The 26,619-nt window shown below is 55.5% G+C and carries 28 protein-coding genes and 1 riboswitch; of the genes, 13 read left to right on the forward strand and 15 right to left on the reverse strand.

Annotation, left to right across the window (positions count from 1 at the left end; translation table 11 throughout):
- Positions 1–155: 155 nt before the first annotated feature.
- Positions 156–647: a hypothetical protein gene (locus ACFQPC_RS11775; RefSeq protein ID WP_382272124.1), complete on the forward strand. Its 492-nt coding sequence runs from the start codon at positions 156–158 to the stop codon at positions 645–647.
- Between the two features lie 20 nt (positions 648–667).
- On the opposite strand, the gene ACFQPC_RS11780 is transcribed toward ACFQPC_RS11775, so the two are convergent.
- The 8 genes from ACFQPC_RS11780 to ACFQPC_RS11815 all read right to left on the reverse strand — a co-directional run bounded on the left by ACFQPC_RS11780 (position 668) and on the right by ACFQPC_RS11815 (position 8,880).
- On the reverse strand, positions 668–898 hold the full coding sequence (locus ACFQPC_RS11780) for a hypothetical protein (protein WP_382272126.1): 231 nt from the start codon (positions 896–898) through the stop codon (positions 668–670).
- A 1-nt stretch (position 899) separates the two neighbouring features.
- Entirely contained in the window at positions 900–1,649 is a 750-nt protein-coding gene (locus ACFQPC_RS11785; RefSeq protein WP_382272128.1) for a PIG-L deacetylase family protein, read from the reverse strand.
- On the reverse strand, positions 1,649–4,777 hold the full coding sequence (locus ACFQPC_RS11790) for an efflux RND transporter permease subunit (RefSeq protein ID WP_382272130.1): 3,129 nt from the start codon (positions 4,775–4,777) through the stop codon (positions 1,649–1,651). The genes ACFQPC_RS11785 and ACFQPC_RS11790 overlap by 1 nt, the downstream gene beginning before the upstream one ends.
- An 8-nt stretch (positions 4,778–4,785) precedes the next feature.
- On the reverse strand, positions 4,786–5,982 hold the full coding sequence (locus ACFQPC_RS11795; RefSeq protein WP_382272132.1) for an efflux RND transporter periplasmic adaptor subunit: 1,197 nt from the start codon (positions 5,980–5,982) through the stop codon (positions 4,786–4,788).
- 32 nt (positions 5,983–6,014) lie between these two features.
- Positions 6,015–7,469 carry an efflux transporter outer membrane subunit gene (locus ACFQPC_RS11800; protein WP_382272134.1) on the reverse strand — a complete coding sequence of 485 codons (1,455 nt, stop codon included), beginning with the start codon at positions 7,467–7,469 and terminating at the stop codon, positions 6,015–6,017.
- Positions 7,466–8,203 (reverse strand): CerR family C-terminal domain-containing protein, encoded by a 738-nt coding sequence (locus ACFQPC_RS11805; RefSeq protein WP_382272136.1) that lies wholly within the window; start codon positions 8,201–8,203, stop codon positions 7,466–7,468. Before ACFQPC_RS11805 ends, ACFQPC_RS11800 begins: the two co-directional genes overlap by 4 nt.
- Before the next feature lie 178 nt (positions 8,204–8,381).
- Positions 8,382–8,540, reverse strand: a complete 159-nt coding sequence (locus ACFQPC_RS11810) for a hypothetical protein (protein ID WP_382272138.1) — start codon at positions 8,538–8,540, stop codon at positions 8,382–8,384.
- A gap of 133 nt (positions 8,541–8,673) precedes the next feature.
- Positions 8,674–8,880, reverse strand: a complete 207-nt coding sequence (locus ACFQPC_RS11815) for an oxidoreductase-like domain-containing protein (RefSeq protein ID WP_382272140.1) — start codon at positions 8,878–8,880, stop codon at positions 8,674–8,676.
- 160 nt (positions 8,881–9,040) lie between these two features.
- Here ACFQPC_RS11815 and pnuC point away from each other — a divergent pair, with 160 nt between their 5' ends.
- Both pnuC and ACFQPC_RS11825 read left to right on the forward strand, forming a co-directional pair.
- A complete protein-coding gene (gene pnuC / locus ACFQPC_RS11820; protein WP_382272142.1) occupies positions 9,041–9,646 on the forward strand; it encodes a nicotinamide riboside transporter PnuC in 606 nt (201 codons plus the stop codon).
- A 1-nt stretch (position 9,647) separates the two neighbouring features.
- Positions 9,648–10,178: an AAA family ATPase gene (locus ACFQPC_RS11825; RefSeq protein WP_382272144.1), complete on the forward strand. Its 531-nt coding sequence runs from the start codon at positions 9,648–9,650 to the stop codon at positions 10,176–10,178.
- Positions 10,179–10,234: 56 nt separating this feature from the next.
- Here the strand turns inward: ACFQPC_RS11825 and ACFQPC_RS11830 are convergent, their stop codons facing one another.
- The 6 genes from ACFQPC_RS11830 to ACFQPC_RS11855 all read right to left on the reverse strand — a co-directional run bounded on the left by ACFQPC_RS11830 (position 10,235) and on the right by ACFQPC_RS11855 (position 15,859).
- Positions 10,235–12,421: a TonB-dependent siderophore receptor gene (locus ACFQPC_RS11830; protein WP_382272146.1), complete on the reverse strand. Its 2,187-nt coding sequence runs from the start codon at positions 12,419–12,421 to the stop codon at positions 10,235–10,237.
- 60 nt (positions 12,422–12,481) lie between these two features.
- Positions 12,482–12,585, reverse strand: a riboswitch (TPP riboswitch).
- Positions 12,586–12,693: 108 nt separating this feature from the next.
- Positions 12,694–12,990 (reverse strand): hypothetical protein, encoded by a 297-nt coding sequence (locus tag ACFQPC_RS11835; RefSeq protein WP_382272148.1) that lies wholly within the window; start codon positions 12,988–12,990, stop codon positions 12,694–12,696.
- Between the two features lie 63 nt (positions 12,991–13,053).
- Complete coding sequence (locus ACFQPC_RS11840; RefSeq protein WP_382272150.1) at positions 13,054–13,581, reverse strand: GreA/GreB family elongation factor; 528 nt, start codon at positions 13,579–13,581, stop codon at positions 13,054–13,056.
- A 115-nt stretch (positions 13,582–13,696) separates the two neighbouring features.
- Complete coding sequence (locus ACFQPC_RS11845) at positions 13,697–14,794, reverse strand: DNA glycosylase AlkZ-like family protein (RefSeq protein WP_382272152.1); 1,098 nt, start codon at positions 14,792–14,794, stop codon at positions 13,697–13,699.
- A 74-nt stretch (positions 14,795–14,868) separates the two neighbouring features.
- Complete coding sequence (locus tag ACFQPC_RS11850) at positions 14,869–15,129, reverse strand: 4-oxalocrotonate tautomerase (RefSeq protein WP_382272153.1); 261 nt, start codon at positions 15,127–15,129, stop codon at positions 14,869–14,871.
- Complete coding sequence (locus ACFQPC_RS11855) at positions 15,101–15,859, reverse strand: class II aldolase/adducin family protein (RefSeq protein WP_382272154.1); 759 nt, start codon at positions 15,857–15,859, stop codon at positions 15,101–15,103. The genes ACFQPC_RS11850 and ACFQPC_RS11855 overlap by 29 nt, the downstream gene beginning before the upstream one ends.
- A gap of 333 nt (positions 15,860–16,192) precedes the next feature.
- Between ACFQPC_RS11855 and ahpC the strand changes: the two genes are divergently transcribed.
- The 9 genes from ahpC (at position 16,193) to ACFQPC_RS11900 (ending at position 25,013) form a co-directional block, all read left to right on the forward strand.
- A complete protein-coding gene (ahpC, locus tag ACFQPC_RS11860; protein ID WP_011979265.1) occupies positions 16,193–16,756 on the forward strand; it encodes an alkyl hydroperoxide reductase subunit C in 564 nt (187 codons plus the stop codon).
- Between the two features lie 95 nt (positions 16,757–16,851).
- Positions 16,852–18,447, forward strand: coding sequence for an alkyl hydroperoxide reductase subunit F (ahpF, locus tag ACFQPC_RS11865; protein WP_382272155.1), 1,596 nt, complete (start codon positions 16,852–16,854; stop codon positions 18,445–18,447).
- A 261-nt stretch (positions 18,448–18,708) separates the two neighbouring features.
- A complete protein-coding gene (locus tag ACFQPC_RS11870) occupies positions 18,709–19,551 on the forward strand; it encodes a GntR family transcriptional regulator (protein ID WP_382272156.1) in 843 nt (280 codons plus the stop codon).
- Positions 19,548–20,327, forward strand: coding sequence for a transporter substrate-binding domain-containing protein (locus tag ACFQPC_RS11875; protein WP_011979262.1), 780 nt, complete (start codon positions 19,548–19,550; stop codon positions 20,325–20,327). The genes ACFQPC_RS11870 and ACFQPC_RS11875 overlap by 4 nt, the downstream gene beginning before the upstream one ends.
- Positions 20,328–20,409: 82 nt before the next feature.
- On the forward strand, positions 20,410–21,081 hold the full coding sequence (locus tag ACFQPC_RS11880) for an amino acid ABC transporter permease (RefSeq protein WP_382272157.1): 672 nt from the start codon (positions 20,410–20,412) through the stop codon (positions 21,079–21,081).
- Positions 21,078–21,734: an amino acid ABC transporter permease gene (locus ACFQPC_RS11885; RefSeq protein ID WP_382272158.1), complete on the forward strand. Its 657-nt coding sequence runs from the start codon at positions 21,078–21,080 to the stop codon at positions 21,732–21,734. Before ACFQPC_RS11880 ends, ACFQPC_RS11885 begins: the two co-directional genes overlap by 4 nt.
- Positions 21,715–22,446: an amino acid ABC transporter ATP-binding protein gene (locus ACFQPC_RS11890; RefSeq protein WP_382272159.1), complete on the forward strand. Its 732-nt coding sequence runs from the start codon at positions 21,715–21,717 to the stop codon at positions 22,444–22,446. Before ACFQPC_RS11885 ends, ACFQPC_RS11890 begins: the two co-directional genes overlap by 20 nt.
- Positions 22,447–22,471: 25 nt before the next feature.
- Positions 22,472–23,746: an allantoate amidohydrolase gene (locus ACFQPC_RS11895; RefSeq protein ID WP_382272160.1), complete on the forward strand. Its 1,275-nt coding sequence runs from the start codon at positions 22,472–22,474 to the stop codon at positions 23,744–23,746.
- A 34-nt stretch (positions 23,747–23,780) separates the two neighbouring features.
- Entirely contained in the window at positions 23,781–25,013 is a 1,233-nt protein-coding gene (locus ACFQPC_RS11900) for a M20/M25/M40 family metallo-hydrolase (protein ID WP_382272161.1), read from the forward strand.
- Between the two features lie 19 nt (positions 25,014–25,032).
- On the opposite strand, the gene ACFQPC_RS11905 is transcribed toward ACFQPC_RS11900, so the two are convergent.
- Positions 25,033–25,398 carry a hypothetical protein gene (locus ACFQPC_RS11905; protein ID WP_382272162.1) on the reverse strand — a complete coding sequence of 122 codons (366 nt, stop codon included), beginning with the start codon at positions 25,396–25,398 and terminating at the stop codon, positions 25,033–25,035.
- 193 nt (positions 25,399–25,591) lie between these two features.
- Here ACFQPC_RS11905 and ACFQPC_RS11910 point away from each other — a divergent pair, with 193 nt between their 5' ends.
- Positions 25,592–26,533 (forward strand): GGDEF domain-containing protein, encoded by a 942-nt coding sequence (locus ACFQPC_RS11910; RefSeq protein ID WP_382272163.1) that lies wholly within the window; start codon positions 25,592–25,594, stop codon positions 26,531–26,533.
- Positions 26,534–26,619 lie beyond the last annotated feature (86 nt).

Genomic DNA, 26,619 nt, shown 5'->3' on the forward strand with positions numbered 1-26,619 from the left:
GCCGCCCCATACGACAACAGACCGCGACAAGCGCCGCAAGGGCGCAAGTCTACACGCTGTAAGGCTTTTTTGCAGGATTGATGACCACCACGCACCGCCAAGGGCAAATCCAACTATGATATGCACCCCTGAGCCATTAAACCGAGTGATATCTGATGCACAACGACGAAGCAGAAGTCGACCACGACTCCACCATCAATGAAGCACGCCTGTGGCGCGACAATGGCTGGACCGCGCGCGTCATCAAGAATGAAGATGACGAAGGCTGGGCGGTGGAAATGATCAAGGATGGTGAATCCGAACCGGCGCTGGTCGGTCCATGGACCATGGGCCGCGACAAGAAGAATCCGAAACCGCTGGATACCCCGGCCTTCCATACCCTGGTCAAAACCGCATCAGAAGTCATACGGCGTCATGAGCAGCAACTACATGCCGACCTGCACAAGAGCGTGACCGTCAATACCGCAACGGCCAGCATTACGGTCAACCTGGATATCGTGCCGGATGAAGACGATCCTTATGCGACGCTGAGCGCCATCGATGAAAACGGCGAACAAATCGCCGAAGTCCGGGTAGCACCCAACTTCAAGCTGACACGCAGCAGTGCATCCGACTGGATAGACGCGGAATACCGCAAACCCCGCTAAGCAACGTTACAAGGCGCGCATTACAGCCTGGCGTACAGACGCTGGAATTCCTCTTCCAGCGTATTTTTCGGCAGGCTGCTATTGCCACGGCCATACCAGTAACGCGCATTGCCGAGGTCACCTTCGACGCGGTGCAGGTAACCGTGGATCTGGCATGAAAACTCATCGCCATGCACTTGTACCAGCGCATGCGCTTCTTCCCAGTGTCCCGCTTTTTCCAGGTCCAATACTTTTTTGTGATCGCAAACCATTTCAATTCTTTCCTGTTGATTCCATACCGTAAGGCTCCAGTTCGAAGGCCTCTGCATATTCCGCATTGAGGCCTTGCCCGGTTTTGCGATTGACGGCCAGCACGCGCTCATCAAAACCCTGCGCGCGTGTATTCAAATTCCTTTGCTGCTGCGATGCATGCAGGCGCAGCAACTCGGCTTTCCATGCCGCATCTCCTGCCGCGAACGGGGTGTAAAGATCAGTGCGCATCGCGACCGTCTTCGCATCCTGGTTCAACACCGCCCACATTTTCCAGCCTTCGGCCAGTGCCACCGCATGGAACAAGGCATAAGTACGCTGATGTGTGACATTGCTGTCATTCCCGTGCGGCATGAACACCAGGTCGGGTTGACGTGCCGCCAGGTAGTCACGTATGCATAGTCGATTGGCATCATCCAGGCGCGGATTACCTTTTTCATCCGGCGGCAGGCGCAGGAAACTCAGGCGTTCCGCCGGCAAGCCAAAGAAAGCACAACTCGCTGCCTGTTCCTTTTCACGCAAGGCCGCCTTGTCATCAGCAGTATACGCGTCGGCATAACCGTCTTCCACCCCGCTGGCACCGGTAGTCAGTACCGCCAGGTGGATCGCGTCACCGCGCCGGTGGAAATAGCGCAAGGTGACGGCAATCGCATCGAAATCATCCGGATGCGGTGCCAGTACCACCAGCGTCAGTGGCGCTGCCGGCATCAATTGCTGCAACTGTAGCGGACGTTCAGCAGGTAGTTGCAACATCAATGCTTCTCCGTCCCCAGCTGTTCTGCAGGCGGGATGGGCTCATGGGCATCATGATGCCCGAGACCACGGGCCTTGCGCATCATGCGCTTGAGCCATTGCTCGAGATCATCAATATAGGTAAATACCGCCGGCACTACCAGCAAGCTCAGCAAGGTCGATGTGATCAAGCCGCCGATCACCGTAATCGCCATTGGCGAACGGAAACTAGGATCAGCGCCCCAGCCCAGTGCCAGCGGCAACATGCCCGCTCCCATCGCAATCGTCGTCATGATAATCGGACGGCTACGTTTATGACAGGCGTCAACCAATGCATCGAAACGATTCATCCCTTGCTGGCGCGCCAGGATTGCATAATCCACCAGCAGGATCGAGTTCTTCGTCACGATACCCATCAGCATGATCAAGCCGATCATCGACGGCATCGACAAGGCGCGGCCGGTGATCAGGAGCGCCACGAAGGCTCCGCCGATAGAGAGCGGCAAGGCGGCCAGAATCGTGATCGGTTGCATGAAGTCCTTGAACAAGAGCACCAGCACGCAGTAGATACACAGGACACCGATCGCCATCGCCAGGCCAAAGCTATTGAACAGCAACATCATCTCTTGTGCATCACCCAGTTCGGCAATTTTCACCGCAGGCGGCAAATTGCGCATTGATGGCAAGGCGCGTGCTTCCGTGTTCAACTCACCCAGCGAACGCGAACCCAACTCCACATCCAGCGTGACGTTACGACTGCGATTCAGGCGATCGATCTGGGCCGGTCCGCTGTCCATATATACCGATGCGACATTCCCCAGCATGACCGGCCCATTCCGGCCCGGCACCGTCAGCCGTTCGATGGCGGCGATGTCGGCACGCATATTGTCCGGCAGCTTGACGCGTATCGGCACCTGGCGTTCGGACAGGTTCATCTTCGGCAAATTCATATCATAGTCACCGGCCGTCGCCACGCGCACCGTTTCACCAATGCTGGCCGTGGTTACACCCAGGTCACCGGCGCGCGCCGGATCAGGACGCACGATGATTTCCGGGCGTACCAGTGAAGCACTGGACGTCACATTACCGATGCCCTTCAAGCCACGTAATTCACGTTCCACTTTTTTTGCCGCTTCCGACAAGGCCACCGGATCTTCACTGCGCAAGACCAATTGCATCTTGACGCCGGTATCCGGCGTGCCGACGGTGAAACGGGCACCAGGAATATCGGCGATGCGTTCGCGTATCTTGGCTTCGATATCCGAAATTTTTTCCTTGCGATCATTACGATGCACGGTCGTCAAGGTCATCACCGCACGCCGCGCCTCGGCCGAAGCACCCGGTGCAAATGCATCGCCGCTGGAACCGCCGCCGATAGAGCTGAAAATACTGAGGATGTTTTTATCCTGCGCTACCGCCAGACGCACCCGCTCTGTGATCGCCATGGTTTCCTTCAGCGTGCTGCCAGGCGGCAGTTCAATATTGATTTGCGTCTGCGCACGATCTGTCGGTGGCACAAAGCCGGTCGGCAATAAGGGCACCAGCATGATGGAACCAATAAAGAACACAGCGGAAGCAATGGCGGTCTTCAGCCTGTTGGTCAGGCACCAGCGCATCACCTTGATATAACGCTGCATCAGCCAGCCGTCTTCTTGCACCTGCTGCTTTTTCGGCTTCAAGATATAGGCCGCCATCATCGGCGTCAGCAAACGCGCGACCACCAGCGAAGCCAATACAGCAAGCACCGCGGTCCAGCCAAACTGTTTAAAGAACAGCCCCGGGATACCCGCCATGAAAGCGGTCGGCAGGAACACGGCAACCAGCGCAAAGGTCGTCGCAATCACCGCCATACCGATTTCATCGGCCGCTTCCATCGCCGCCTGCATCGGTGTCTTGCCCATGCTCAAGTGGCGTTCGATATTTTCAATTTCCACAATCGCATCATCGACCAGCACCCCGACCACCAATGCCAGCGACAGCAAGGTCACCATATTGAGTGTGTAGCCAAAGTAAGCCAGGCCGAGGAAGGTCGGGATCACGGACAACGGCAGGGCGGCGGAAGCCACCAGCGTTGCACGCCAGTCGCGCAGGAACCACCAGACCACCAGCACCGCAAGCAGTGCGCCTTCATACAGCAGGGACATGGAGCCGTCAAAGTCTTCCTTGATCGGCTTGGCGTTGTCGATGGCTTCCTTGAAGACGATATTGCTATGGTTCTTTTGCAGTTCCGCCACCGCTTCCTTGGCACCCTTGGCAACTGCCAGTTCACTGCCACCCTTGGTACGGAATACTTCAAAACCGACTACCGTCTGCCCATCCTGCGATGCCGACGTACGTCGCTCGGCGATGGTGTCCTTCACGGCGGCAACCTGGTCCAGGCGGATATGGTGGCCATCGCTCAGTGGTATATCCATCTTCGACAATTCGTCAGCCGTCTTCACGGTCGCGATGGTACGCACCGCCTGTTCGGCACCGCTGACATCACCACGACCGCCCGGCGCTTCCTGCTGCACCTGGCGCAGACGGCGCGATACATCGGCCGCCGTCACATTCAGCGCAGCCATTTTTGCCGTATCCAGTTCCACCCTGACTTCACGCGTCACCCCGCCGACGCGCTTGACCGAGCCAACGCCCGGTACCGCCAGCAGGCGCTTGGACACCGTGTTATCAACGAACCAGCTCAACTCTTGTTCATCGACCTGGCTGCCTGGTGCGGCCGCTGCGGTGAACGTGGTGATCACGCGTCCCGCGGTCGAGACCTTGGTGACCGAAGGATCGCGCAAGTCGGCGGGCATGTCGGCGCGTACCAGGGCAACCGCATCGCGTACGTCATTGACCGCGTCCGAGATATTCTTTTCAAGGATGAATTCCACGGTCACGGTGACTGTGCCATCGAGTACCTTGGTGTAAATATTCTTGATGCCTTGCAGCGTCGCGACCGAGTTTTCTATCTTGCGTGCGACTTCCGTTTCCAGCTGCGCTGGTGCCGCACCGGGCAGGGAAGCGTTGACGATAACAATAGGTAATTCAATATCAGGGAAATCCTGTACTGCACTCGACTTGAAGGCGAGCAAGCCTCCCAATCCCAGCAGTGCAAACAACATGATTGCCGGAATCGGATTCTTGATGGAAAACGAGGAAAAATTCACGCGTACTCCTATTTGGTCGCTTTAGTGGCAGGCGCCGCGTCTACCGGCGGCGTCGCTGCTTTTGGTTCCGGATTGGCAGCAGCCGGTGGCGCTTCGGTAACGACCTTGACCAGGTCGCCATCGTTCAGGAAGCCTGCACCGTTTGCCACCAACACTGCGTCGGTCGGGACGCCGGAGATAATTTCAATCCTGTCGGCCAGGCGACGGCCCGGCTGCACCTTGAGTTGCGATACGCGGCTATCTGCATTCATACGGAATACATAACTGAAGCCATCACGGATCACGATGGTTTGTTGCGGTACGGTGACGGCATTCGAGTTACCGAGCTCAAACTGACCGGTTGCAAACATGCCGGCACGCACCGGTGCGGTATTCGGCGCAACCGGTGCGAGATCGACATATACCAGCGCCATGCGATTTTGTGCATCGACAGTTGGTGCAATCATGCGTACCTTGCCTTTAACCTGTGTACCGTTCGCTGCCGTGATCAAGGCCGATGTGCCGGTCTTCAATTGCCCCAGTTCGGACGAAATCACTTCGGCACGCCACTCCAGTCGGCCCTGGCGTATCAGGCGGAACAGTTCAGTACCTGCACTGACAACCGCGCCCACGGTAGCGTTACGCGCGGAAATCACACCGTCATCCGAGGCCAGCACCTGGGTTTGCGACAGGCGCACTTCCTGCACTGCCAGCACGGCCTTGGCCGCTTCGGCTTTCGCTTTGGCTGTTTGCTCGGTAGTCAGGTATTGATTGATTTGCTGTGTACTCAGGGCACCGGTGGTTTCCAGTGTGCGCGCACGCTCGGCATTGTTCTTGGCATCCGCAGCATTGGCTTCGGCTTCCATCAGGCTGGCACGTGCCTGCGCCACATCGGCCCTTACCGAGGCAATCGAGAAGGTCGCCAGTACCTGGCCGCGTTTGACGACGTCACCGACGTTGACGCGTACTTCAGTCAACTGCAAGCCATTCGATTCACTGCCGATGATGGCTTCCTGCCATGCCGTCACCGTACCGTTCGCTGTCATGTAAATAGGCAAGCTGGCTTGGGATGGCTGGACGGTGGTAACTGCCAGCGCCGGCTTCGGGCCGGTTTCATCTTTCTTCTTCGCATCGGATTTACCGCTACTGACTGCGAACACTATCCCCGCCAGCACCAGTACGGCGGCTACAGCGATAACTATGGTTTTTTTGTTGAAACGTTTCATGTATGCGTCCGTCAATTTAATTCAGGATGGTTTTATTTCGTTGCTGTTGCAGTCGTACTTTGCGGATTCACCCAACCGCCGCCGGCGGCCCGGTACAAGGCAATCCACGCCGACATCCGCTCACGTTCCAGCGAGGTGGCGTTCAATTCAGCGGCAAGGCGGGTACGACGCAAATCTTCCAGGTCGATCAGGCTGGCCAAACCGTTTTGATACAAGCTCTGCGTACCGTTGAACGAAGCGCGATATCCTTCCACGGCAATGCGCGCATCTTCACTACGGGAGGCGGTACTTTGCAGGTTCACCAGTGCCTCTTCCACTTCACGCACCGCCTGCCTGACGCTGGCACGATAAGCGACCACGGCTTCTTCGTAACGCGCTTTGGCAGCTTCAACATTCGCGACCCGGGTACCACCGTCAAAGATAGGCAGGGACAACGACAACGGTCCGACCGACCAGGTTTGCATATCGGTAGTCGTACCGCCGGAACGGAAACTGCCGGCACCAATCGAGCCGCTCAGGCTGAGACGGGGATAGCGTTGCGCCTGCGCGTTGCCGACTTCGGCACTGGCTGCCGCTACCTCACGTTCGGCAATAAATACATCCGGACGTTGCGACAGGGTTTGGGCCGGCAAGCTATCGATGTTAAGCAGCGTTGCAGCTACCGGCGCGGCACTGCTGCCGGCCATCTTGCGACGCACATCCGCTTCGTCCATCGCCGTCAGGTAAACCAATGCTTTCACATCCAGATCGCACAAGGCACTCTGTTGCGTTGCACGACCATTGCCTTCGGCAGCACTGGCACGTGCCAAAGCTGCTGTCGCCGGTGCCTGGAAACCCGCTTTCGCGCTCAGTTCGGACAGGCGCGCAGTTTCAGCACGTGAATCGGCGTCAGCCCGTGTCACTATTTCCAGCTTGTTGCAGGTACGCAGGCTGTAGTAACGATTCGCCACTTCAGCGGCAACCGATACGCGTGCGTCATGCCAGTTCGCCTGCGCGCCTTGCAGACGTGCTTGCGCCGCACGACTGGTCGCACGATTGGCACCGAACACATCTATTTCCCATGAAGGCTGCAAAGCGACTTGGGACGTCGTGCCCAATGGCAGTGGCGGCTGTGTATTGTTACGCTGGATGCTGCCGGTCACATCCAGCTTCGGGCCCAGTGCCGCACCGGCCGATACGCTGCTTGCACGCGATTGTTCGATGCGTGTAACCGCGGTCGCCACGGTGGGGCTGACGGCTTGCGCCGACTGGATTAACTCAAGCAGCAAGGGATCGTTTTGTTGCTCCCACCATTTTGACAAATCAGTCAGCGTGCCGTGATGCGGCAGGTTCTCGACTTCAGGCGCGGACGCTACCGGTGTTGCCGGCAATGGCGCAAACCATTTGTTCGGCGGCTGTACGCTCACCGTATCTGGTGGTGCAGTCAACGCGCAACCGGCAAGCCAGAACGGCAAGCCGAGGCTGGCGAGCAATTTAGTTTTGTTCATGATTTTTTCTTTTGGATAAGCGCAGCGCGGCGATTGGCTTCAAATGCAACCATGGCTTCTGCGTATGCGGTCATTTTCGCAGCCCACTGATCAATTGCGGCAGGGGTATTCATCAAATTAGGACGAATCGCATCAATCACATCGCGTGCGACAAACATGTGCAATGGCAGGCTGACTATGGAAAAAGCCAGTCTATGGATTTCATCGTCGATTTCGGACGCACCCAGATGACGGGCCAGCATGGCCACCATTTCAGCGTGTGCCGGCTTGATATTGTTATCGATGTCTTCCGCCCACAAACCGGTTGGCTCCAGCATCTCGCGGAAATGCAGGCGCACGCAAAGCTGGACCAGGTCGCCTTGTTTAAACGGTTCGAGGAAACCGGTAAAGAAGCCCGCCAGTGATTCCTGCAAGGTCTGTTCACTGTGACCGGACATATACATGTAATCGCAGGTATTACCCATAGGTTCGGTAAACACCGCGCGGTACAGGCCGGCCTTGTCACCGAAATAGTATTTGATCGCAGCGATATTTACGTCGGCAGCCAGCGCAATTTCACGCGTCGAGGTCTTGCTGAAGCCCTTGTCGGCAAACAGCCGTAAAGACGCCTGCAGCAAACGCGTACGCGCCTCGGCACCATCGGAACGTTGCTTGCGCACGTCCGCATCGGCATGGGAAGACTCGGCACCTTGCTGGGCGGCTGGGGGAGGGGTTTTATGGTCGGCAGAATTCATAGTCCGCATTAAACCACATAAATCAAACGTTTGATTTAATTAAATCGTTTGATTGTGTTTTTTGCGAATAAGTGAATATTTCCAAAAGGAAATTATCTGCAGGAATGGACGTACCGGAAGTGCGCGCGATCGTGCGTCTTTAGTTCTATGTATATTGATGCAACAAACGGCAGCATGATTAACGTGTGCTGTCTGCGCGTATAGGCAGAAAAGTGATCATCAGTGCGGAGAGCGACAGGATGCCGACCAGCACTGCAGCGAAATCCGGCTTCATGGCAAACCAGCCCATGGCGAAAATAACCCCGGCAGTAGATAAAAGTTTTGCAAAAGCCAGCATGTTGTCCCCACTTCAATAAGGCCCATCTCAATCAAGATGCCAATGTATCGAAGATGGAAGGGGGAAACTATAGGATTAGCTGCCGACCGTGTGTCGGTGCAGTCCTACACAGCAAACAGACTTTGCATCGCTTTCACGCACCGGAGGAAGATGGCGCGGGCTTTTTGCCCGCTTTGCGTGCCGGCCGTTCCTGCTCCCACTGTGCCAGCGCCGCGCGATACTTATCCATCTCCAATTCATACAAATCGAAGATACAGGGTTCGCAACCGCTATGACAGCATTCATCATTGTCGGGGCGTACAGGTGGCAAAGGTGCCTTCGTATCAGTGCTTTTGACCATATGGGTAAATGTGCCCGGCAGTGCCGCAGCGGAAATAATATTCGTACTCCGGTTTTCTTTAATATACTGCGGTCTCTTATGCCGGAGCGCCTGTCGTTCCGGGCCGCCATCCCGGCAATAGCGCCTTCACCTTGCGCATACCAACACTAGTCTACTGCGCATGAACGACACGTTTACGCTTTTCGGCCTGGTCGATACCTCGGCACTGGAGCTCGCCTCCTTCGCGCTGGCGCTGTGCATGGTCATACTGAATATCCGCCAGTCGCCGTGGGCCTGGCTATTCTCCATCCTGTCGGCCGCCATGTATGCGGTAGTGTTCTACGACAGCAGGATATATGGCGATATGTCGCTGCAATTCTTTTTTATCGCGGTCTCATTATGGGGCTGGTACCAATGGTTATTCGGCGGTGCCACGCATCAGGGTGTGCAAGTATCGCGCATGTCGCCACTCGCTTATCTGTATTCGGGGCTGGCCTGGCTCATCGGTTTTATTGCGATTGCCGCTTTCCTGCGCATGTTCACCGATACCGATGTGCCGCATATCGATGCCTTCCTCACCGCCGGCAGCCTGGTCGGCCAGATCCTGCTCTCGCGCAAGAAGCTGGAAAATTGGTATGTGTGGATAGTCATAGACCTGATTTACATAGGCTTGTACCTGCACAAGGATTTGTACCTGACCGCCTTCCTGTTCGCCATCTTCGTCGTGCTGGCCGTGATCGGTTTGCGTACCTGGGATAAATCGCTGCGCACGCAAGGACTATCCTGAGATGCATAGCGCTCCGTTACGCATAGCCCTGCTGGGCGCGGAATCAACCGGCAAGTCGACCCTGGCAGCAGCTTTGGCTGCACACTACCAGACCGTATGGGTACCTGAATACCTGCGTGAGTTTGTCGAAACAAGGCAGCGTACGCCGCAAGCGCATGAACAAATCCTGATCGCCCATACGCAAATTGCACGTGAAAACATCGCAGCCGCGCAAGCGCATCGCTTCCTGTTTTGCGACACGACACCGCTGATGACTGCGCTGTATAGCCAGTACTATTTTGGCGAAGTCGAGCCGGCACTCAGCCAGCTCGCGCTGACGCATCGCTATGATTTTACGATCGTGGCGGAACCAAGCAATCCCTGGGTGGCCGACGGTTTGCAGCGGGAATCCGATAGCGTGCGACAGGAAATACATCGACTCCTGCTACAGGCACTGGATGCTGCAGCGATTCCTTATCTGTTGGTATCCGGCGATACCGGACAACGCGTACAACAGGTCAGTGCTTATTTGTCGACGCAAGATACGGAATAAAAAAATGCCACCGGTCAAAGGTGGCATTTTGTTTGATATTGGCCCGTCGAGCAGGATTAGAAATCCACCTGTACCGACAATCTGGCCAGGCGTGGCGCACCCGGAATCAGGTAACCGCCAAAGGCATTCGCCGCATCACCCCAATAGAATTTATCGAATACGTTATCGATACCGAAACGGAAGGTAGTCGTCTTGCCGCTGATCTTGGTTGCATAACGCGCACCAATGTTCAGTACATGGTAGCCATCTACGCTTTTGTTCAGGGAAGCGATTTGGCTATTCGGTGCAAATATCTTGCTGGTCGAATAAATCCATGTCGCATTCAATTTCACGGCAGGCATTTGCGGCAATGCATAGTCTACATAGACCGCTGATTTGAACTTCGGCACATTGCCGACACGTTTGCCTTCGATATCCGGATCACCGGTTCCGACCGCCTTCGCTTCCATTGCGGTAAAGCTGGCACCCAACATCAAGTCGCGTGTCACACGTCCCTGCGCCGCAAACTCGAGCCCACGATTTACCTGTTCACCCGCTGCCACATAGGCTCCTACCCCCGCAGTTGCATCCGAGCTTGAAGCTTTCACGTATTCGTTACGGCGTTTGATCTGGAACAGGGCTGCAGAAACGCTGACATCAGGTGTGATGTCGGCCTTAACACCGACTTCAATCTGCTTCGACTTATATGGATCCAGCACGGACTCTGAGTTAGGCAAGCCCGACGGGATTTCTCCGCCTGGCTCCATCCCTTGTGCATACGATGCATAGAAAGAGAGATTCGCTTTCGGGCTATACACCAAAGCGACGTTAGGCAAAACAAAGTCTGAATCGGTGTTGCGGATATTCGATCCATCCGCAGCAAACTGAACACGCTTTAGTTTCGTATAACGTACGCCTGCATGCACTTTGAACTGTTCGTTCAATGCCATCACGTCTTGCACGAAGAAGGACTGTTCATCATCCTTGCGACGCAAGGCAACCGGCAATGCCTGCTCCTGGGTTAATGCCCGTTGCGGCAGGGTATAGATGTTACCCGGCAAGCCACCGACTGTCGGCGTGAACAGATAGTCTGCATAGTTGTCCCGTCGGTTCAGTGTCGATACGCCAGTGGTCAAATCATGCTTCACACTACCCGTCGCAAACTTACCTTGCAACAAAGCCTGCGTAGTCATGACGGAGCGCTTGTCATTTTCACGACGCAAGTCATACAAGCCAAAATCACCGTTTGAGCAATACCCGAAGTTCAGGAGTTGCGCCGGGCAGCCGGATGCCAGCGCCACTGCATCATCACGCCGCAATTCAAACTTGTTGGCTTGCAAGGTGGTGCGCCAATTGTCATTCAACTCGTATTCAAATTTAACGCCGAGATTGTTGGTGTCATCGGTGACCGGCAAACTCCATGTCTGGTTATTCAGCATAGTCTTGCCGCTGACGCCGGTAGGAATGCGTTGTTCAGGGCCGAGCAACTGGAAGCCGGGCACTGTCAGCTGCGACTTGTGCTGGTAATCCATATCCACCTGCAGCAAGGCACGCGGGCTGATGCGCCAGTCAAAGGAGCCGGAAACAAAACGCCGGTCGCCATTCGAACCTTTTACATAGGACTTGATATCTTCCGCCGCCGCATTAATGCGATAACCAAAGCGCTTGTCATCGGAACGACCGCCAAGGTCTATTGCACTGTAAACGGTACCGCGCTCGCGCACTTCAAAGGTCGCCGAACGCAGCGGGGTGTCGGTAGGACGCTTGGTTACGTAATTAAGGATGCCGCCGGCAGAAGCAATACCCGCCTGCATGCCTGCCAGACCTTTGAGGATTTCGAGGCGTTCCTTGTTTTCCATCGGAATCGCCGAATGCGCCAGGATCACCATGCCATCCTTGCGATAGTTGGAACCCATGTCCAGCGTAAAGCCGCGGATCGCAAACCAGTCGGACAGGCCGACTGCGTTATAGGAATTCTGTACGCTGGCGTCGTATTTCACCGCATCGGTCGCGGTGCGTATGCTGCGCTCCTGCATCTGCTCGGCGGTGATGACGCTGATCGAAGCCGGTGTCTGCAGCAAAGGGGTATCGGAGAAACCGCCGACGCTTGCATTGCGCGCAATACCGTCCGGTGCCGACCCGGAAGTCACAACCACTTCAGGCAAAACATTTTCGGAAGTCTCCGCCATCGCAACAGGTGCAAACGCACAAGCTTGCGCAACGGCCAGGGCTATCAGGGAACGACGGGAGTGGGGTACAGACATGTTTTGTTCAATCAATCGCGTTAGAAAAACGAATGCGCGCGAAGGAATGGACAAAGAAATTGCGTGGACTTTGCGCTTCCCTACGCTGGCATTATCCAGGTCAGGTACGGAGGGTTTTTTCTCACCCGAAGACGTTTAACTCTTCAGGACCCCTAGCGTGGCCGAATGGTAACACGAAAGAAGAAGAGCACGGAATGGCATTTTTGCCGCAAGTTGTGGCAAATTTCGCCGATCTTAACCGAGGTCAACAAATCGCCATACAGGCATATGACTTATTTGATTTTCTTGGTGATAGCAGATTTACCCTGCCGGATGCGCGTAATACCCGACGTCACCGAGATGGGATCGCTGGCGGGAAAGCTCAGGTCCAGTGCCGTATCGAGCAATTCGTCCTTCGCTTTTTCCTGCCTGGAAGGCGCGCTGTCAGTTGGAATTTCCGCCACCGGATCACTGGCTGGGAAGGTCGCCTCCAATGCATCGTCCAGCAAGTCTTCGTCATGTGTATGCGGCTCTACGTCGGACGGCTTTCCTGCAACGGCCGGCTTCGCTTTGGACTTATGCTCTGTCATGTGAGACTCCTTGCGATAGTGGATAGTGCGATTAACTATAGGACAACTTCCAACACCAGGCGTTCAACTGCTGTGCGGGTAACGCACTGTCAACACTTGCAACTCTTCATGACCGGCCGGGCTTTGCAACGATACCGCATCTCCCTCATGCGCACCGAGCAGGCTTTGCGCGAGCGGTGATAGCCAGCTGATCCGCCCTTGCGCCGGGTCCAGTTCATCCAGTCCCACTATCGTCACTTGGTGCTGTTCACCTGCAGCATTTTCGTATTCCACCGTGGCACCAAAGAATATCTGCTCACCATCTGCATGCACACTGGCATCAACTATCTCTGCCGTTTCGAGGCGCGTTTGCAGGTAATGGATGCGTGTATCAATTTCACGTAGCGATGCTTCCGGCGCGGATTCCAGATCCGCACTTTCAGTATCTGCCTGCAACGCCGCAGGCCGTGCCACATCCAGCAGATGCTGCAATTCCGTTTGCAGTGTGTGATAACCACCCGGAGTAATGTAGTTCCTGACGCCGACCGGCATCTCCGGCACCGGTGATACGGCGTCGTCGTCATTCGATTCTTTTACAAATGCCTTGTTCATGATCGCACTCCTGCACTGCGCATGCGTGAACGACTACCTTAACGCATTCGCAGGGAGGCTGCTGTGCGTTACAGCACCAAGGGAAGAGCTCGCGCTCCTGGCTGACAGTCCAGCATCAACGCGGACTGAGGAATTGCTGCATGCGCTGCAATTCCTCATCTAATGCATTGCGGAAAGCCGCCCCTTTGGGTGTTGCGCCTGCCACATAGCCGAATGTAGCGTCCAGTTGAGCATCACGCGTCGACACATTAGCCCAGCCTATCACCTGATCACGCCAGAGCATGGGCAGCGCGTAATAACCGAACTGGCGTCGGGCTGGCGGTGTATAGGCTTCGAATTTGTAAGTCCAGTCCCAGAGCAGGGCGAAGCGACGTCGATCCCAGACCACCGGATCAAAAGGAGCGAGTAATCGCACACTATCGTCGACCGCGTAACGACGCGAACGCGGGTTTTCATCGGCGGGCCAGTACCAGGTCGTTCCATCGATACGACAACTGGCCACGTGTTCGCGTGCAAGTCGCAGTGCTGCCTGCGTCTGCACTGCCAGATGTGGTGCACCGTAGCCTAGCAGGCGCGCCAGGTAAGTCAGGCTGGCCGCTGGTAATGGCGCGTACTTGCGCAGCACGAGTGCTATCAGGGCGGCTGCACACCGGGCACTGGCAGCCGGGCTGTCATCCGACGGTTGATGCGTCGCCACTTCATAGACACGGGTGCCGCTATCGCGCCGTTTTACCCGCAACAAACCACGGTAGTGCATGCCGTCCAGCAATTGCGTGCTGGCATTACTCGAACCACCCCAGTAGTTCTGCACGCGTCCGTGCGCAAAATGCTGTTCGACCTCGCGTGGATGGACCACGCCGCGCTCACGCACAAAGGCCAGCACGTCAGCAGCCTTGCGCCGGGTCTCGGCATTCCAGGTTTTCCGGGGTTGGCGTGGATGCATCAATGCCAGATGCTCGCGCGGCAGGAAGCCATAGTTGACGAAACAATCTTCATCTATCGCGAGACGCGCATAGCGGCGTTCCAGATCACCGGCGCGATAATCCTTGACGCGATGACGCAGCGTCAAATCCTGCGCCCGGGCTGGCGCACGTATAGGGTCAGCTTGTACGAAGCCCAGGCGCTGTATCGCTGCGGGCAAGGTAGTCGGTGTAAATAAGGTACGCGCGACCGCATAGCGGCGCAGGTCTTCCAGACTCGATTCAGTGGGCATGGGGGGAATGAAAGTGCTGATGTACTGCGGGCTGCTGGTGTGCGCTTAAGGACGCGTGTACATCAGCGTCGAGCTTAAACGTCAGACCACAGTTTGCCGCCGGTTGCCCAGTTTTCACGTTTCACGTCTTCGATGATGATATCGACGGATTCAGCACTGGAGCCCAGGGTGGCGACGGTTGCTTCGGTTACGGCTTTGACGAAAGCGCGTTTTTGTTCAACGGTACGGCCTTCGAATAATTGCACATTGATAGTTGGCATGGGTTTTCCTTTTTGGTTAGTAAGAATAATAAAGCGATCTATTAGATCAATGACGATAAGACGGCGAGACCGCATCCAGCTTGCGCAGCAGCGCCGGCCATTCGAGTATGCCTTCCGGCGAACCGTCACCGAGCAGTTCCTTGTAAGTCTTGGCGCAAATCTCAGGCGCCGGAATGTTTAGCGGACCGCCGCCGGATTGTGCCTTCAGCTGGAAGGAGCAGGCTTTGTCCAGCGTATCCATCAAGACGTAGGCTTCAGCTATCGTGCGGCCGCTGATCAATGTGCCGTGGTTGCGCAAGAGCATGGCCGGATAATCACCGAGGCGTTCTATCAGGCGCACCTGCTCGACCGGCGACAAGGCCAGGCCTTCGTAATCGTGATAGCCGATCTGCCGGTAGAAGCGCATCGCATGCTGCGACAAGGGCAACAAGCCCCCTTGTTGCATGCCGACTGCGACCCCATTTTCATTATGCAGGTGCATGACGCACATCGCATCCGGACGCGCTGCATGGACTGCGCCGTGGATCGCGAAGCCGGTGACGTTCACGCGGTAGGTCTGGTCGCCGATGATATTGCCCTGCAAATCAATCTTCACCAGATTGGATGCGGTGATTTCATCAAAGCGGAAACCGAAAGGGTTGATCAGGAAACGACCTTCTTCGCCGGGTACGGTGGCGGAGATATGCGTGTAGATCAGGTCATCCCAGTTCTTCAACGCGCATAAATGGTAACAGGCGGCGAGGTCGATGCGGACCTGCCATTCGGCGGCACTGATGCCGGCCGGAGGGTTTGCTGGGGTAGTCATATCACCTTGCCAAGAATTTGAAGCAAAAGACACCGCTGGGGCGTCACAAGCGTGAAATTATAAAGTCTTAGAGTGGTGCATGCCGATTTCGCATGAAATCCGGCGAATTCATGTCAAAGCAGTACTAAAACCGGCTTGTCACACCACAGTCGCAGTAAAACTGCATAATAGAGCATTCGATATTGGCTATGGCGTCGTCTTTCCGATAGCGAAAACAAATTGATTTTGTAAATTAAATCAATTATGCAAATGACGGATTCTTGTCTATCATTCGTACCTATGCACTAAGCAAACCAATTAGTACTCTTTTTTAACCCAACCAAAGGAAACGACATGTCCCTTATTAATACTCAGGTCCAGCCTTTCAAGACCCAAGCTTTCCACAACGGCAAGTTCATTGAAGTTACCGAACAATCGTTGAAGGGCAAATGGTCTGTACTGATTTTCATGCCGGCAGCGTTCACATTCAACTGCCCAACTGAAGTTGAAGATGCAGCTGACAGCTATGCAGAATTCCAAAAATTGGGTACCGAAGTTTATATCGTTACAACCGATACCCACTTCTCGCACAAAGTTTGGCACGAAACATCGCCAGCAGTTGGCAAAGCTAAATTCCCATTGGTTGGCGACCCGACTCACCAACTGACCAACGCATTCGGCGTACACATTCCTGAAGAAGGCCTGTCGCTGCGCGGTACGTTCGTGATCAATCCAGACGGCGTGATCAAAACCCTGGAAATCCACTCGAACGAAATCGCTCGTGACGTTTCGGAAACACTGCGCAAGCTGAAAGCTGCTCAATACACCGCAGCTCACCCGAACGAAGTTTGCCCGGCCAAATGGAAAGAAGGCGAAAAAACCCTGGCTCCATCGCTGGACCTGGTAGGCAAAATCTAAGTTGTAGTGAATAAGTAGTTGCAGGACTGTCCGGGCCGTGTGGCCCGGACATGCAGGACTTTATTGTTAAAACTGAAAAGAAAGCAGGGACCATCATGTTAGATGCCAATCTCAAAACCCAATTAGCCGCTTACTTGGAAAAGATCGTGCAACCGATCGAGATCGTTGCGTCACTCGATGGCGGCGACAAATCTCGTGAATTGCAGGAGTTGCTGCAAGAAATCGTAGTGCTGAGCGACAAGATCACACTGATCGAACGCACCGATGATAACGAGCGCAAACCTTCTTTTGTTATCAAGCGCCCGGACGCACACGCAGGCATTCAATTCGCCGCGATCCCGATGGGACACGAATTCACTTCACTGGTGCTGGCCTTGCTGCAAACCGGCGGCCACCCATTGAAACTCGAAGACTCCGTAGTTGAGCAGATCCGCAACCTGGACGGCGACTATACCTTCGAAACTTATATGTCCTTGTCGTGCCACAACTGCCCGGAAGTCGTGCAGGCGTTCAACGTCATGGCCTTGATCAACCCGCGCATCCGCGCCATCACCATCGATGGCGGTTTGTTCCAGGATGAAGTCAAGGAACGCGAAATCATGGCCGTGCCAACGACCTTCATGAACGGACAACCGTTCGAGTCCGGTCGTGTCAGCATCGAACAGATCCTGGCCAAGCTCGACACTGGCGGCAATAAACGCAAAGCGGAAGAGCTGAGCGCGAAAGCCCCCTATGACGTGCTGATCGTCGGTGGCGGACCTGCAGGTGCGGCAGCGGCTATCTATGCTGCACGTAAAGGCATACGCACCGGTGTCGTGGCTGAACGCTTCGGCGGCCAGGTGCTGGATACGCTGTCGATTGAAAACTTTGTATCGGTACAGGAAACCGACGGTCCGAAATTCGCCGTCGCGCTGGAACAGCATGTACGCAGCTACGAAGTAGACATCATGAACATACAGACGGCGTCCGAGCTGATACCGGGCAAACTGATCGAAGTGAAACTGAAAGACGGCGGTTCGCTGAAAAGCAAAACGGTGATCCTCTCAACCGGTGCACGCTGGAAAACCATCAACGTGCCGGGTGAAAACGAGTACCGCAACAAAGGTGTTGCCTATTGCCCGCACTGCGACGGCCCGCTGTTCAAAGGCAAACGCGTAGCAGTAATCGGTGGTGGTAACTCCGGCGTCGAAGCAGCAATCGACCTGGCAGGTATCGTCGGTCATGTGACCCTGATCGAATTCGGCGCAGAATTGCGTGCCGATGCAGTCTTGCAACGCAAATTGCATAGCCTGGTAAATGTCACCGTGATCACGTCGGCACAAACGACTGAAATCACCGGCGACGGCAAACGTGTGAACGGCCTGGTGTACAAGGATCGCAAGACCGAAGAAATCAAATCGGTGGAACTGGAAGGCGTCTTCATCCAGATCGGCCTGGTGCCTAACACCGAATGGCTGAAAGGCACGGTCGCTTTGTCACGCCACGGCGAAATCGAAGTGGATGCGCATGGCCGTACCTCGGTACCGGGTGTGTTTGCAGCTGGCGACGTCACGACTGTGCCGTACAAACAAATCGTGATCGCAGTCGGCGAAGGTGCAAAAGCATCGCTGAGCGCCTTCGATTACCTGATCCGCAGTTCGGATACGGATGAAGTCGAAGCACCCGCCACCAGCGAAGCCGTCACAGCATAAGCTTGCTGATAAGTAGTCTCCAAAAAAGCCGCAGCGATGCGGCTTTTTCTTTGCCCGATCGCTTCAGGTTACACGCACCAAAACCCATCATTGCACCGCAATGGTGAAGTAACTTGCCCCTGAGTTGCCGCTCACTTCCACACCACCTTCCTTGCACATCTGTCCGGGCTTTTCATAGGGAAGAAGCACCCAAACACCGCCCCAAAATCTTGTATACAAGACTTGTCCACCAGATTGGCATACAACTTGCTGAACATGGGCATGACTTCCGAACAAACACTCAAATCATCGATCCAGATCGCGGCGCGTATTACCGAATCGATACTGGCCAAGCAACTCGCACCCGGTACCCGGCTGGGTGAGCAGCAGCTGGCGGATCTGTTTGGCGTCTCGCGCACACTGATACGCGAAGCACTGATGCGCCTGGCAACACGTGGCATCGTGATGGTCAGCGCACGCCGCGGCTGGTTCGTCATCGAACCGACGGCCAGCGAGGCACGCGAAGCGTTTGAAGCACGCCGCGTGATCGAACTCGGCCTGTTACGCCACGCACGACCGCTCAGCAAGCATGCGATCGGCCAACTGCGTGAACACATCGCCCGCGAACAAGCCGCGATTGCCGGTGACGACGTCGGCGCACGCAGCTATCTGTTGGGCGACTTCCATGTCTGCCTGTGTGAATGCCTGGGCAATAACCTGCTGTCCGACACGCTACGCGATCTCACGGCTCGCACCACGCTGACCGCCATGTTGCGCCAGTCTTCATCGCAAGCGGTCGACTCATGCGAAGACCATGTACACATCGTCGCCGCACTGGAAAGCGGTGATATCGATGCAGCCGAACGCCTGATGCTGGAACACCTGCAAGTCGTGGAAAGCACGCTGTACGAGCTGGCACCCAGCGATCCGCTGAATGCCTTGCGCACGGCATTGACGCCGGTCGCGGCGGCAAAGGTATCGAAAGCCAATTCTCCCGCTGCAAAGCCGGTGAGCAAAAAATCTACCGCACGGGCACAGACGAGCCGGGCGGCCAATGCAGCAAACATCTCGTCATCCCTGTCGCTCGCATCTTCGTATTCACCTGGAAAGGAAATGAAAAAATGAAGCTCTCCACAATCCTGATCGGCCTGATGGCTGGCGCCCTGTTGTTAACAAATGTCGCACGTGCCGATGCACTCGACGATATCCAAAAGAAAGGCGTATTGCGCGTCGCCGTACCGCAAGACTTCCCACCTTTCGGCTCCGTCACCACCGATATGACACCACAAGGCCTGGACATCGACGTTGCCACCCTGATCGCCAAAAAACTCGGCGTCAAAGTCGAACTGATTCCGGTTACCAGTGCCAACCGCATCCCTTACCTGCAAACCAAGAAAGTCGACCTGGTGATTTCCAGCATGGGGAAAAATCCCGAGCGTGAAAAAGTCATCGACTTCAGTGCCGCTTACGCACCGTTCTTCAATGGCGTCTTCGGCCCGGCCGATCAAAAGGTTGCAGCACCGGCTGACCTCGCCGGCAAAACGATAGGCGTCACGCGTGGTTCGGTTGAAGACCTGGAGCTGTCGAAGATCGCACCGGAAAGCGCGACCATCAAACGCTATGAAGACAATAACGGCACGATCAGTTCCTTCCTGTCGAACCAGGTGCAACTGGTCGCTACCGGCAATGTCATTGCGGCCGCCATCATTGCAAAGAATCCGCCGAAAAAGCCGGAAACAAAATTCCTGATCAAGAACTCGCCATGCTCGATCGGCTTGAACAAGGGTGAAGAGAAACTATTGGAAAAAGTGAACGCCATCATTGCGCAAGCGAAGAAAGACGGCTCACTCAATACGCTGACCGAAAAATGGTTGGGCCTGCCTTTGCCGGCCAGCCTGTAAAGCAGGGGCATCCGCAGCACACTGCGGATGCCTGCTGCAACACCATTCGGAACGCACATATCGTGCAGGAAGTGGAGCTATCGTGGCTTATCAATTTGAATTTCTGTCTACCTTCGATTACAGCGGCGTACTCGTCAAGGGTGTGCTGACGACGGTCGAACTGATCGCGGTCGGCGGTGTGCTGGGCGTGGCGGTCGGCATCTTCGGTGCCTGGGCCCGCACGCAAGGGCCGCGCTGGTTGCGACCGGTAGTGAGCGCTTATGTGGAGCTGATCCGCAACACACCCTTCCTGATACAACTGTTCTTCATTTTCTTTGGCTTGCCCAGCATCGGTGTGCAGATCACCGAAATGCAGGCCGCCATCCTGGCCATGGTCATCAACCTCGGCGCGTACAGCACGGAAATCATCCGCGCCGGTGTGGTCGCGGTCGCACGTGGCCAGATTGAAGCGGCACTCAGCCTGTCGATGACACGGGTGCAAATTTTCCGCCACATCATCCTGCGCCCGGCCCTGCAAAAAATCTGGCCGGCCCTGTCCAGCCAGATCGTCATCGTCATGCTGGGTTCCGCGGTGTGTTCGCAAATTGCCGTGGAAGAGTTGTCATTTGCCGCCAACTTTATCCAGGGTCGCAACTTCCGTGCATTCGAAGCCTACCTGATAGCGACCGCAATCTATCTGTTGCTGGCGATCCTGCTGCGGCAAATATTGCGCCTGGTCGGCGCCCGCTTCATTTTCGCAAGGAGCAGCACATGATCTCCTTTTCATTGTGGGACATCCTGCGCAACCTGCTGTTGGCCGGGCGCTGGACCGTTGTGTTGTCACTTGTCACCTTCTTGCTGGGCGGCATGCTGGGCTTGTTGATCCTGTTTTTCCGCACATCGAAATCAGGCGCGCTGCGCAATGTGGCGCGCATCTATATCGAAGTATTCCAGGGCACGCCTTTGCTGATGCAATTATTCCTGGTTTTTTTCGGCATCGCCTTGTTCGGCGTCGAAGTACCGGCATGGCTGGCGGCAGGATTAACGCTAACCTTGTGGAGTGCGTCCTTCCTCGCAGAAATCTGGCGCGGCTGCGTCGAAGCGATTCCGCGCGGCCAGTGGGAAGCCTCTTCGGTACTGGCGATGAACTATGTGCAACAGATGCGTTATGTGATCCTGCCGCAGGCATTGCGCATTGCTTTGCCACCGACCATCGGTTTCAGCGTGCAAATCATCAAGGGTACCGCCGTGACCTCCATCATCGGCTTCGTCGAATTGTCGAAAGCGGCAACCGTCATCACCAATGCCACTTTCATGCCGTTCACCGTGTATGCGGCAGCCGGCCTCTTTTATTTCATCCTCTGCTGGCCTTTATCCAAATACAGCCAATTCCTGGAAAGGAAATTCCATGCCACTCATAGCCATTGATAATGTCAAGAAAAGTTACGGCAGCAACCAGGTACTCAAGGGCATCCGGATGGATGTCGAGCCCGGCGAAGTGATTGCCATCATCGGCAAAAGCGGTTCCGGCAAGAGCACACTCCTGCGCTGCATTAACGGTCTCGAAAGCATAGATGAAGGATCGATCAGCGTGGCCGGTTCGCATCTCGGGAAAAGTGAACTCGAACTGCGCAACCTGCGCCTGAAAGTCGGCATGATTTTCCAGCAGTTCAATCTGTTTCCGCATTTGAGCGTCGGTCGCAACATCATGATTTCACCGATGATCGTCAAGGGCGTCCCGGAAAAGGATGCGCGCGCGCTGGCCATGAAGAACCTGGAAAAGGTCGGCCTGAGTGAAAAGTTCGACAGCTTCCCGGACCAGCTTTCCGGTGGCCAGCAACAGCGTGTCGCGATCGCCCGTGCCCTCAGCATGGAACCGCAAGCGCTATTGTGTGATGAAGTCACTTCCGCACTCGATCCGGAACTGGTCAATGAAGTATTGAACGTAGTACGTGGCCTCGCGCATGAAGGCATGACATTGATCATGGTGACGCATGAGATGCGTTTCGCGCGCGAAGTATGTGACCGCGTGGTTTTCATGCATCAGGGCAAAGTACATGAAATCGGCGCGCCGGAAGATATTTTTGCCAAGCCTGCGACGCCGGAACTGAAACAATTCCTGGGCCTGGCTACAGCCTGATCAGAACTGAAACGATACAAAGAATATGAGTCTTAGCAGCAAAGCCGGCCAGCCCGACATCGGCCATGAAATCATCGAACGCCTGCATATACTGGCGCAGCACACCGAGCAGGAAGGCATGATGACACGCACCTACCTGACGCCAGCCCATCGCGGTGCGGCCGGACAGATCGCGGCATGGATGCGGGATGCCGGCATGACGGTGCGACGCGATGCAGTCGGCAATGTCATCGGTCGTTATGAGGGGACAGAGGCTGGCAAACCCGTATTGATGACAGGTTCGCATTTCGATACCGTGCGCAATGGCGGTATCTATGACGGCTTGCTGGGAATTTTGCTTCCCATCACTTGCATTGCAAAATGGCACCGGCAGGGACTACGCTTTCCATTCCCGCTTGAAGTGGCGGCATTCAGTGAAGAAGAAGGCGTGCGCTTCAAGGCGCCGATGCTGGGCAGCCGCGCGATTGCCGGCACCTTCGAACAACGCGTACTGAGCCATACCGACAACCAGGGCATCACCATGCGCGATGCAATGAAGGCGGCCGACCTCAATCCTGCGCAGATCGCTTCGGCAGCGGCGGCACGTGACAGCATCGCGGCATTTGTCGAAGTCCACATTGAACAAGGCCCGGTCCTGCTCAATGAGGATTTGCCGCTGGGCGTAGTTACGGCGATTGCCGGTGCCACGCGGTATATGCTGGAACTGGAGGGCCTGGCCGGTCATGCCGGCACCGTGCCTATGCACATGCGCCAGGATGCAGCGATGGCGGCAGCCGAGTTTGCATTGTTCGTCGAACGACGTTGCAGCAACAGGCCGGACCTGGTCGGCACCATCGGCCAATGGACGGTACCGAATGGCGCCACCAATGTGATCCCGGGGCGCGCCATCCTGTCACTCGATGTACGCGCCGGCGACGATGCAGAACGCCTGGCCGCCACGGCCGATATCACGCTGGAACTTGAACATATCTGTGCCCGTCGCAAAGTACGCAGCACACTGACCAAGACTTATGAAACACCGAGCGCCGTCTGTGCCGACTGGCTGCAAGAAGGTTGGCACGCGTCGCTGGCGCGGAATGGCTGTGCCGTACGCAGCCTTCCATCCGGCGCCGGCCATGATGCAATGGCAATTGCCGCCGTCGCACCAATAGCCATGCTATTCGTACGTTGTGGCAATGGCGGCATCAGCCATCACCCGACGGAAACCATGACAATGGAAGATGCTGCATTGGCGTCAAATGTTTTTATGGATTTTGTCGAACATTTTGATACGCTGTCTGCAAGCAGGAAAGCGACTTGAGCTTACGGCTCCATTATTGAATTGAAACTATCCCATGGACAAAACCTTACTCAAACAAAAAATCGCCGCATGGATAGATGAACATGCAGCCGAGCAAACCGCATTCCTTGCCAAAGTCGTGCAATGCCCATCCGACAATCCTCCCGGCAATTGCGCACCGCATGCGCTGATGACGGCAGCCTTGCTGGAAGAAATGCACTTCACCGTCGAACAACATGCGGTACCGAATGAATTTGCCCGCAGCACGGGACTGGAAAGCGCGATCAACCTGATCGTGCGCGAGAAATTCGGTGACGGTCCGACCGTCGCACTGAATGCACATGGCGACGTGGTACCTCCGGGTGCCGGCTGGAGCGTCGATCCCTATTCCGCGACGGTGCGGGATGGCTGGATGATAGGACGCGGTGCGGCAGTATCGAAATCTGATTTCGCCACCTATGCATTTGCCTTGCGCGCATTGAAGGAATTATCGGTTCCCTTGCGCGGCCAGGTCGAATTGCATTTGACCTACGACGAAGAAACCGGCGGCCTGGCCGGTCCCGGCTGGCTCTTGCAACAAGGCTTGAGCAAACCGGATTACGCGATTTGCGCCGGTTTTTCCTACAATGTCACCACCGCACACAATGGCTGTTTGCACCTGGAAATCAAGGTGCACGGGACTTCGGCCCACGCCGCACGTCCCGATACCGGACACGATGCGCTGGAAGCCGCCACCAAATTATTAAGCGCGCTCTACAACTATCGTGACAGCCTGCAGCAACGCAGATCGGCTATCAGCGGTATCACTTCGCCATCATTGGTAGTCGGCATGATCAATGGCGGCATCAATACCAATGTCGTGCCGGACGAGGTCACCTTGCGCCTGGACCGGCGCATCATCCCGGAAGAAATCCCGGAAGAAGTGGAAGCGGAGTTGCGCGCCGTCATTGAAAATGCCCTGCAAGGCATGCCGGGTATACGCGGTGAGGTAAAGCGCATCCTGTTGGCCAGCCCCTTCAAACCCGTCGGCGATGCAGCACGTTTGCGCGATATCGTCTGTGCCGAGGGTTCCGCCGCATTGGACGAAGCGGTAACGCCTATCGGCGTGCCGCTGTATTCCGATGCGCGCCTGTATGCCGAAGCCGGGGTTGCCACCGTGATGTATGGTGCAGGCCCACGCACATTATTGGAAGCCAACGGCCATCGCGCCGATGAAAAGGTCCCGCTGTTTACGCTAACAGTTGCAAGCAAAGCAATTGCCTGGAGTTTGCTGGAACTGCTGGCATAAACCTTCCGGTGCACTACGCTCAGAAGTTGTATTCACCGAATACATACTTGTCGAAACTGAACTTGCTGCCGCCCGGCAGCGTATCGACCAGGCGTTTGGCATTCTTCGCCGAGATAAAGACATCCGCCATCTGATCCTTGCAACGGAAGCGCGTTGCCGGGCTCAGGATGGTATTGGCCTTGATCCGGATATGGCGGAAGCTCCTGGCTTTTTCACTGCAAATCAGGAAGTGCTGCTCTTGCCGGAAACCGGACAGCGGGATCTTCAACCACCAACCCTCATCGCCGGCGTACGGCACCACGGTCGCCCACAAGGTATTTTTATCATTCAACAGGTTTGCCCGCAGCTCTTCATTGATCCGCTTGATGGCGTCATTCTTTGTCATATTTATTCCAGCAACTTGAATACCGACAGCTTATCCATTTTTCCATCGGAAAAGCATGCAACACATGATATTTAATGGCTTTCCGCGTGATAGAGTTATTCGCAGAAGTACTTCACCGCACAATATAAAAGCTGAAAAAGTCGGTTAGATGCTGCGTACCGACCATCAGGCTAACCAATCGAAGCTGGATAAGATGACTGATATAGCACCAAAGATGGAGCCTGACAGCGCCGTCTATAAAACCTTGCTTGAATCAACCAAAGCCATACCGTGGAAGATAGACTGGGCCACCATGCAGTTCACCTATATCGGGCCGCAGATCGAAGGCGTGCTCGGCTGGCCGCAAGACAGTTGGGTCTCTGTGAACGACTGGGCCTCGCGCATCCATCCGGATGAGCGCGAAGCGATTGTCAACTTCTGCGTCGCGCAATCGCAAGCCGGCACCGATCACGAAGCCGACTACCGGGCACTGGCACAAAATGGTGAATTCGTCTGGATACGCGACGTGGTGCACGTCGCCCGCAAACCGGATGGTTCAGTCGATGCGCTGATCGGCTTCATGTTTGATATCAATGAACGCAAGAAAACCGAAGCCAAGCTGATAGACCTGCAAAAGGAACTGGAAACACTGTCCTTCAAGGATGGTCTGACCGGGGTGGCGAACCGGCGCATGTTCGACTCGGTCATGGAGCTGGAGTGGGCCAATGCCAAAAGCAACAAACGGCCAATTTCCGTGATCATGCTGGATATCGATTATTTCAAGCAATATAACGATCACTACGGCCACATCCAGGGTGACCATTGCCTGAAGCAAGTCGCGACCACCCTCAGCCATGCAGCATCCCGCTCGCGCGATTTCTTTGGTCGTTTTGGCGGCGAAGAATTCATATTGATCCTGCCGGAAACCAGTGAGCAATCGGCACTGACCGTCGCAGAACGTTGCCGCAAACTGATTTATGACGCGCAGATCCCGCATGAAAAATCCGAGATCGGCCAGCGACTCACCATCAGCCTCGGCGTACATACCGTCATTCCTTCGTATGGCGATGAGCCCATCCCTTTCATCGAAGAAGTGGACCGCAGGCTGTACCTGGCGAAACAAAAAGGGCGCGACTGTATTGCCGTCGACGCATAAGTTTCCAATTGTTGACTGTTGCGAAATCGCTTAATACGCAATCAAGATGTTGTACAACTTTTTCGAAGAGGGTAATGTAAAGGCGC

It is taken from the genome of Herminiimonas glaciei (genome assembly GCF_042664955.1).
In the GTDB taxonomy this organism is placed as follows: domain Bacteria; phylum Pseudomonadota; class Gammaproteobacteria; order Burkholderiales; family Burkholderiaceae_D; genus Oxalicibacterium; species Oxalicibacterium glaciei.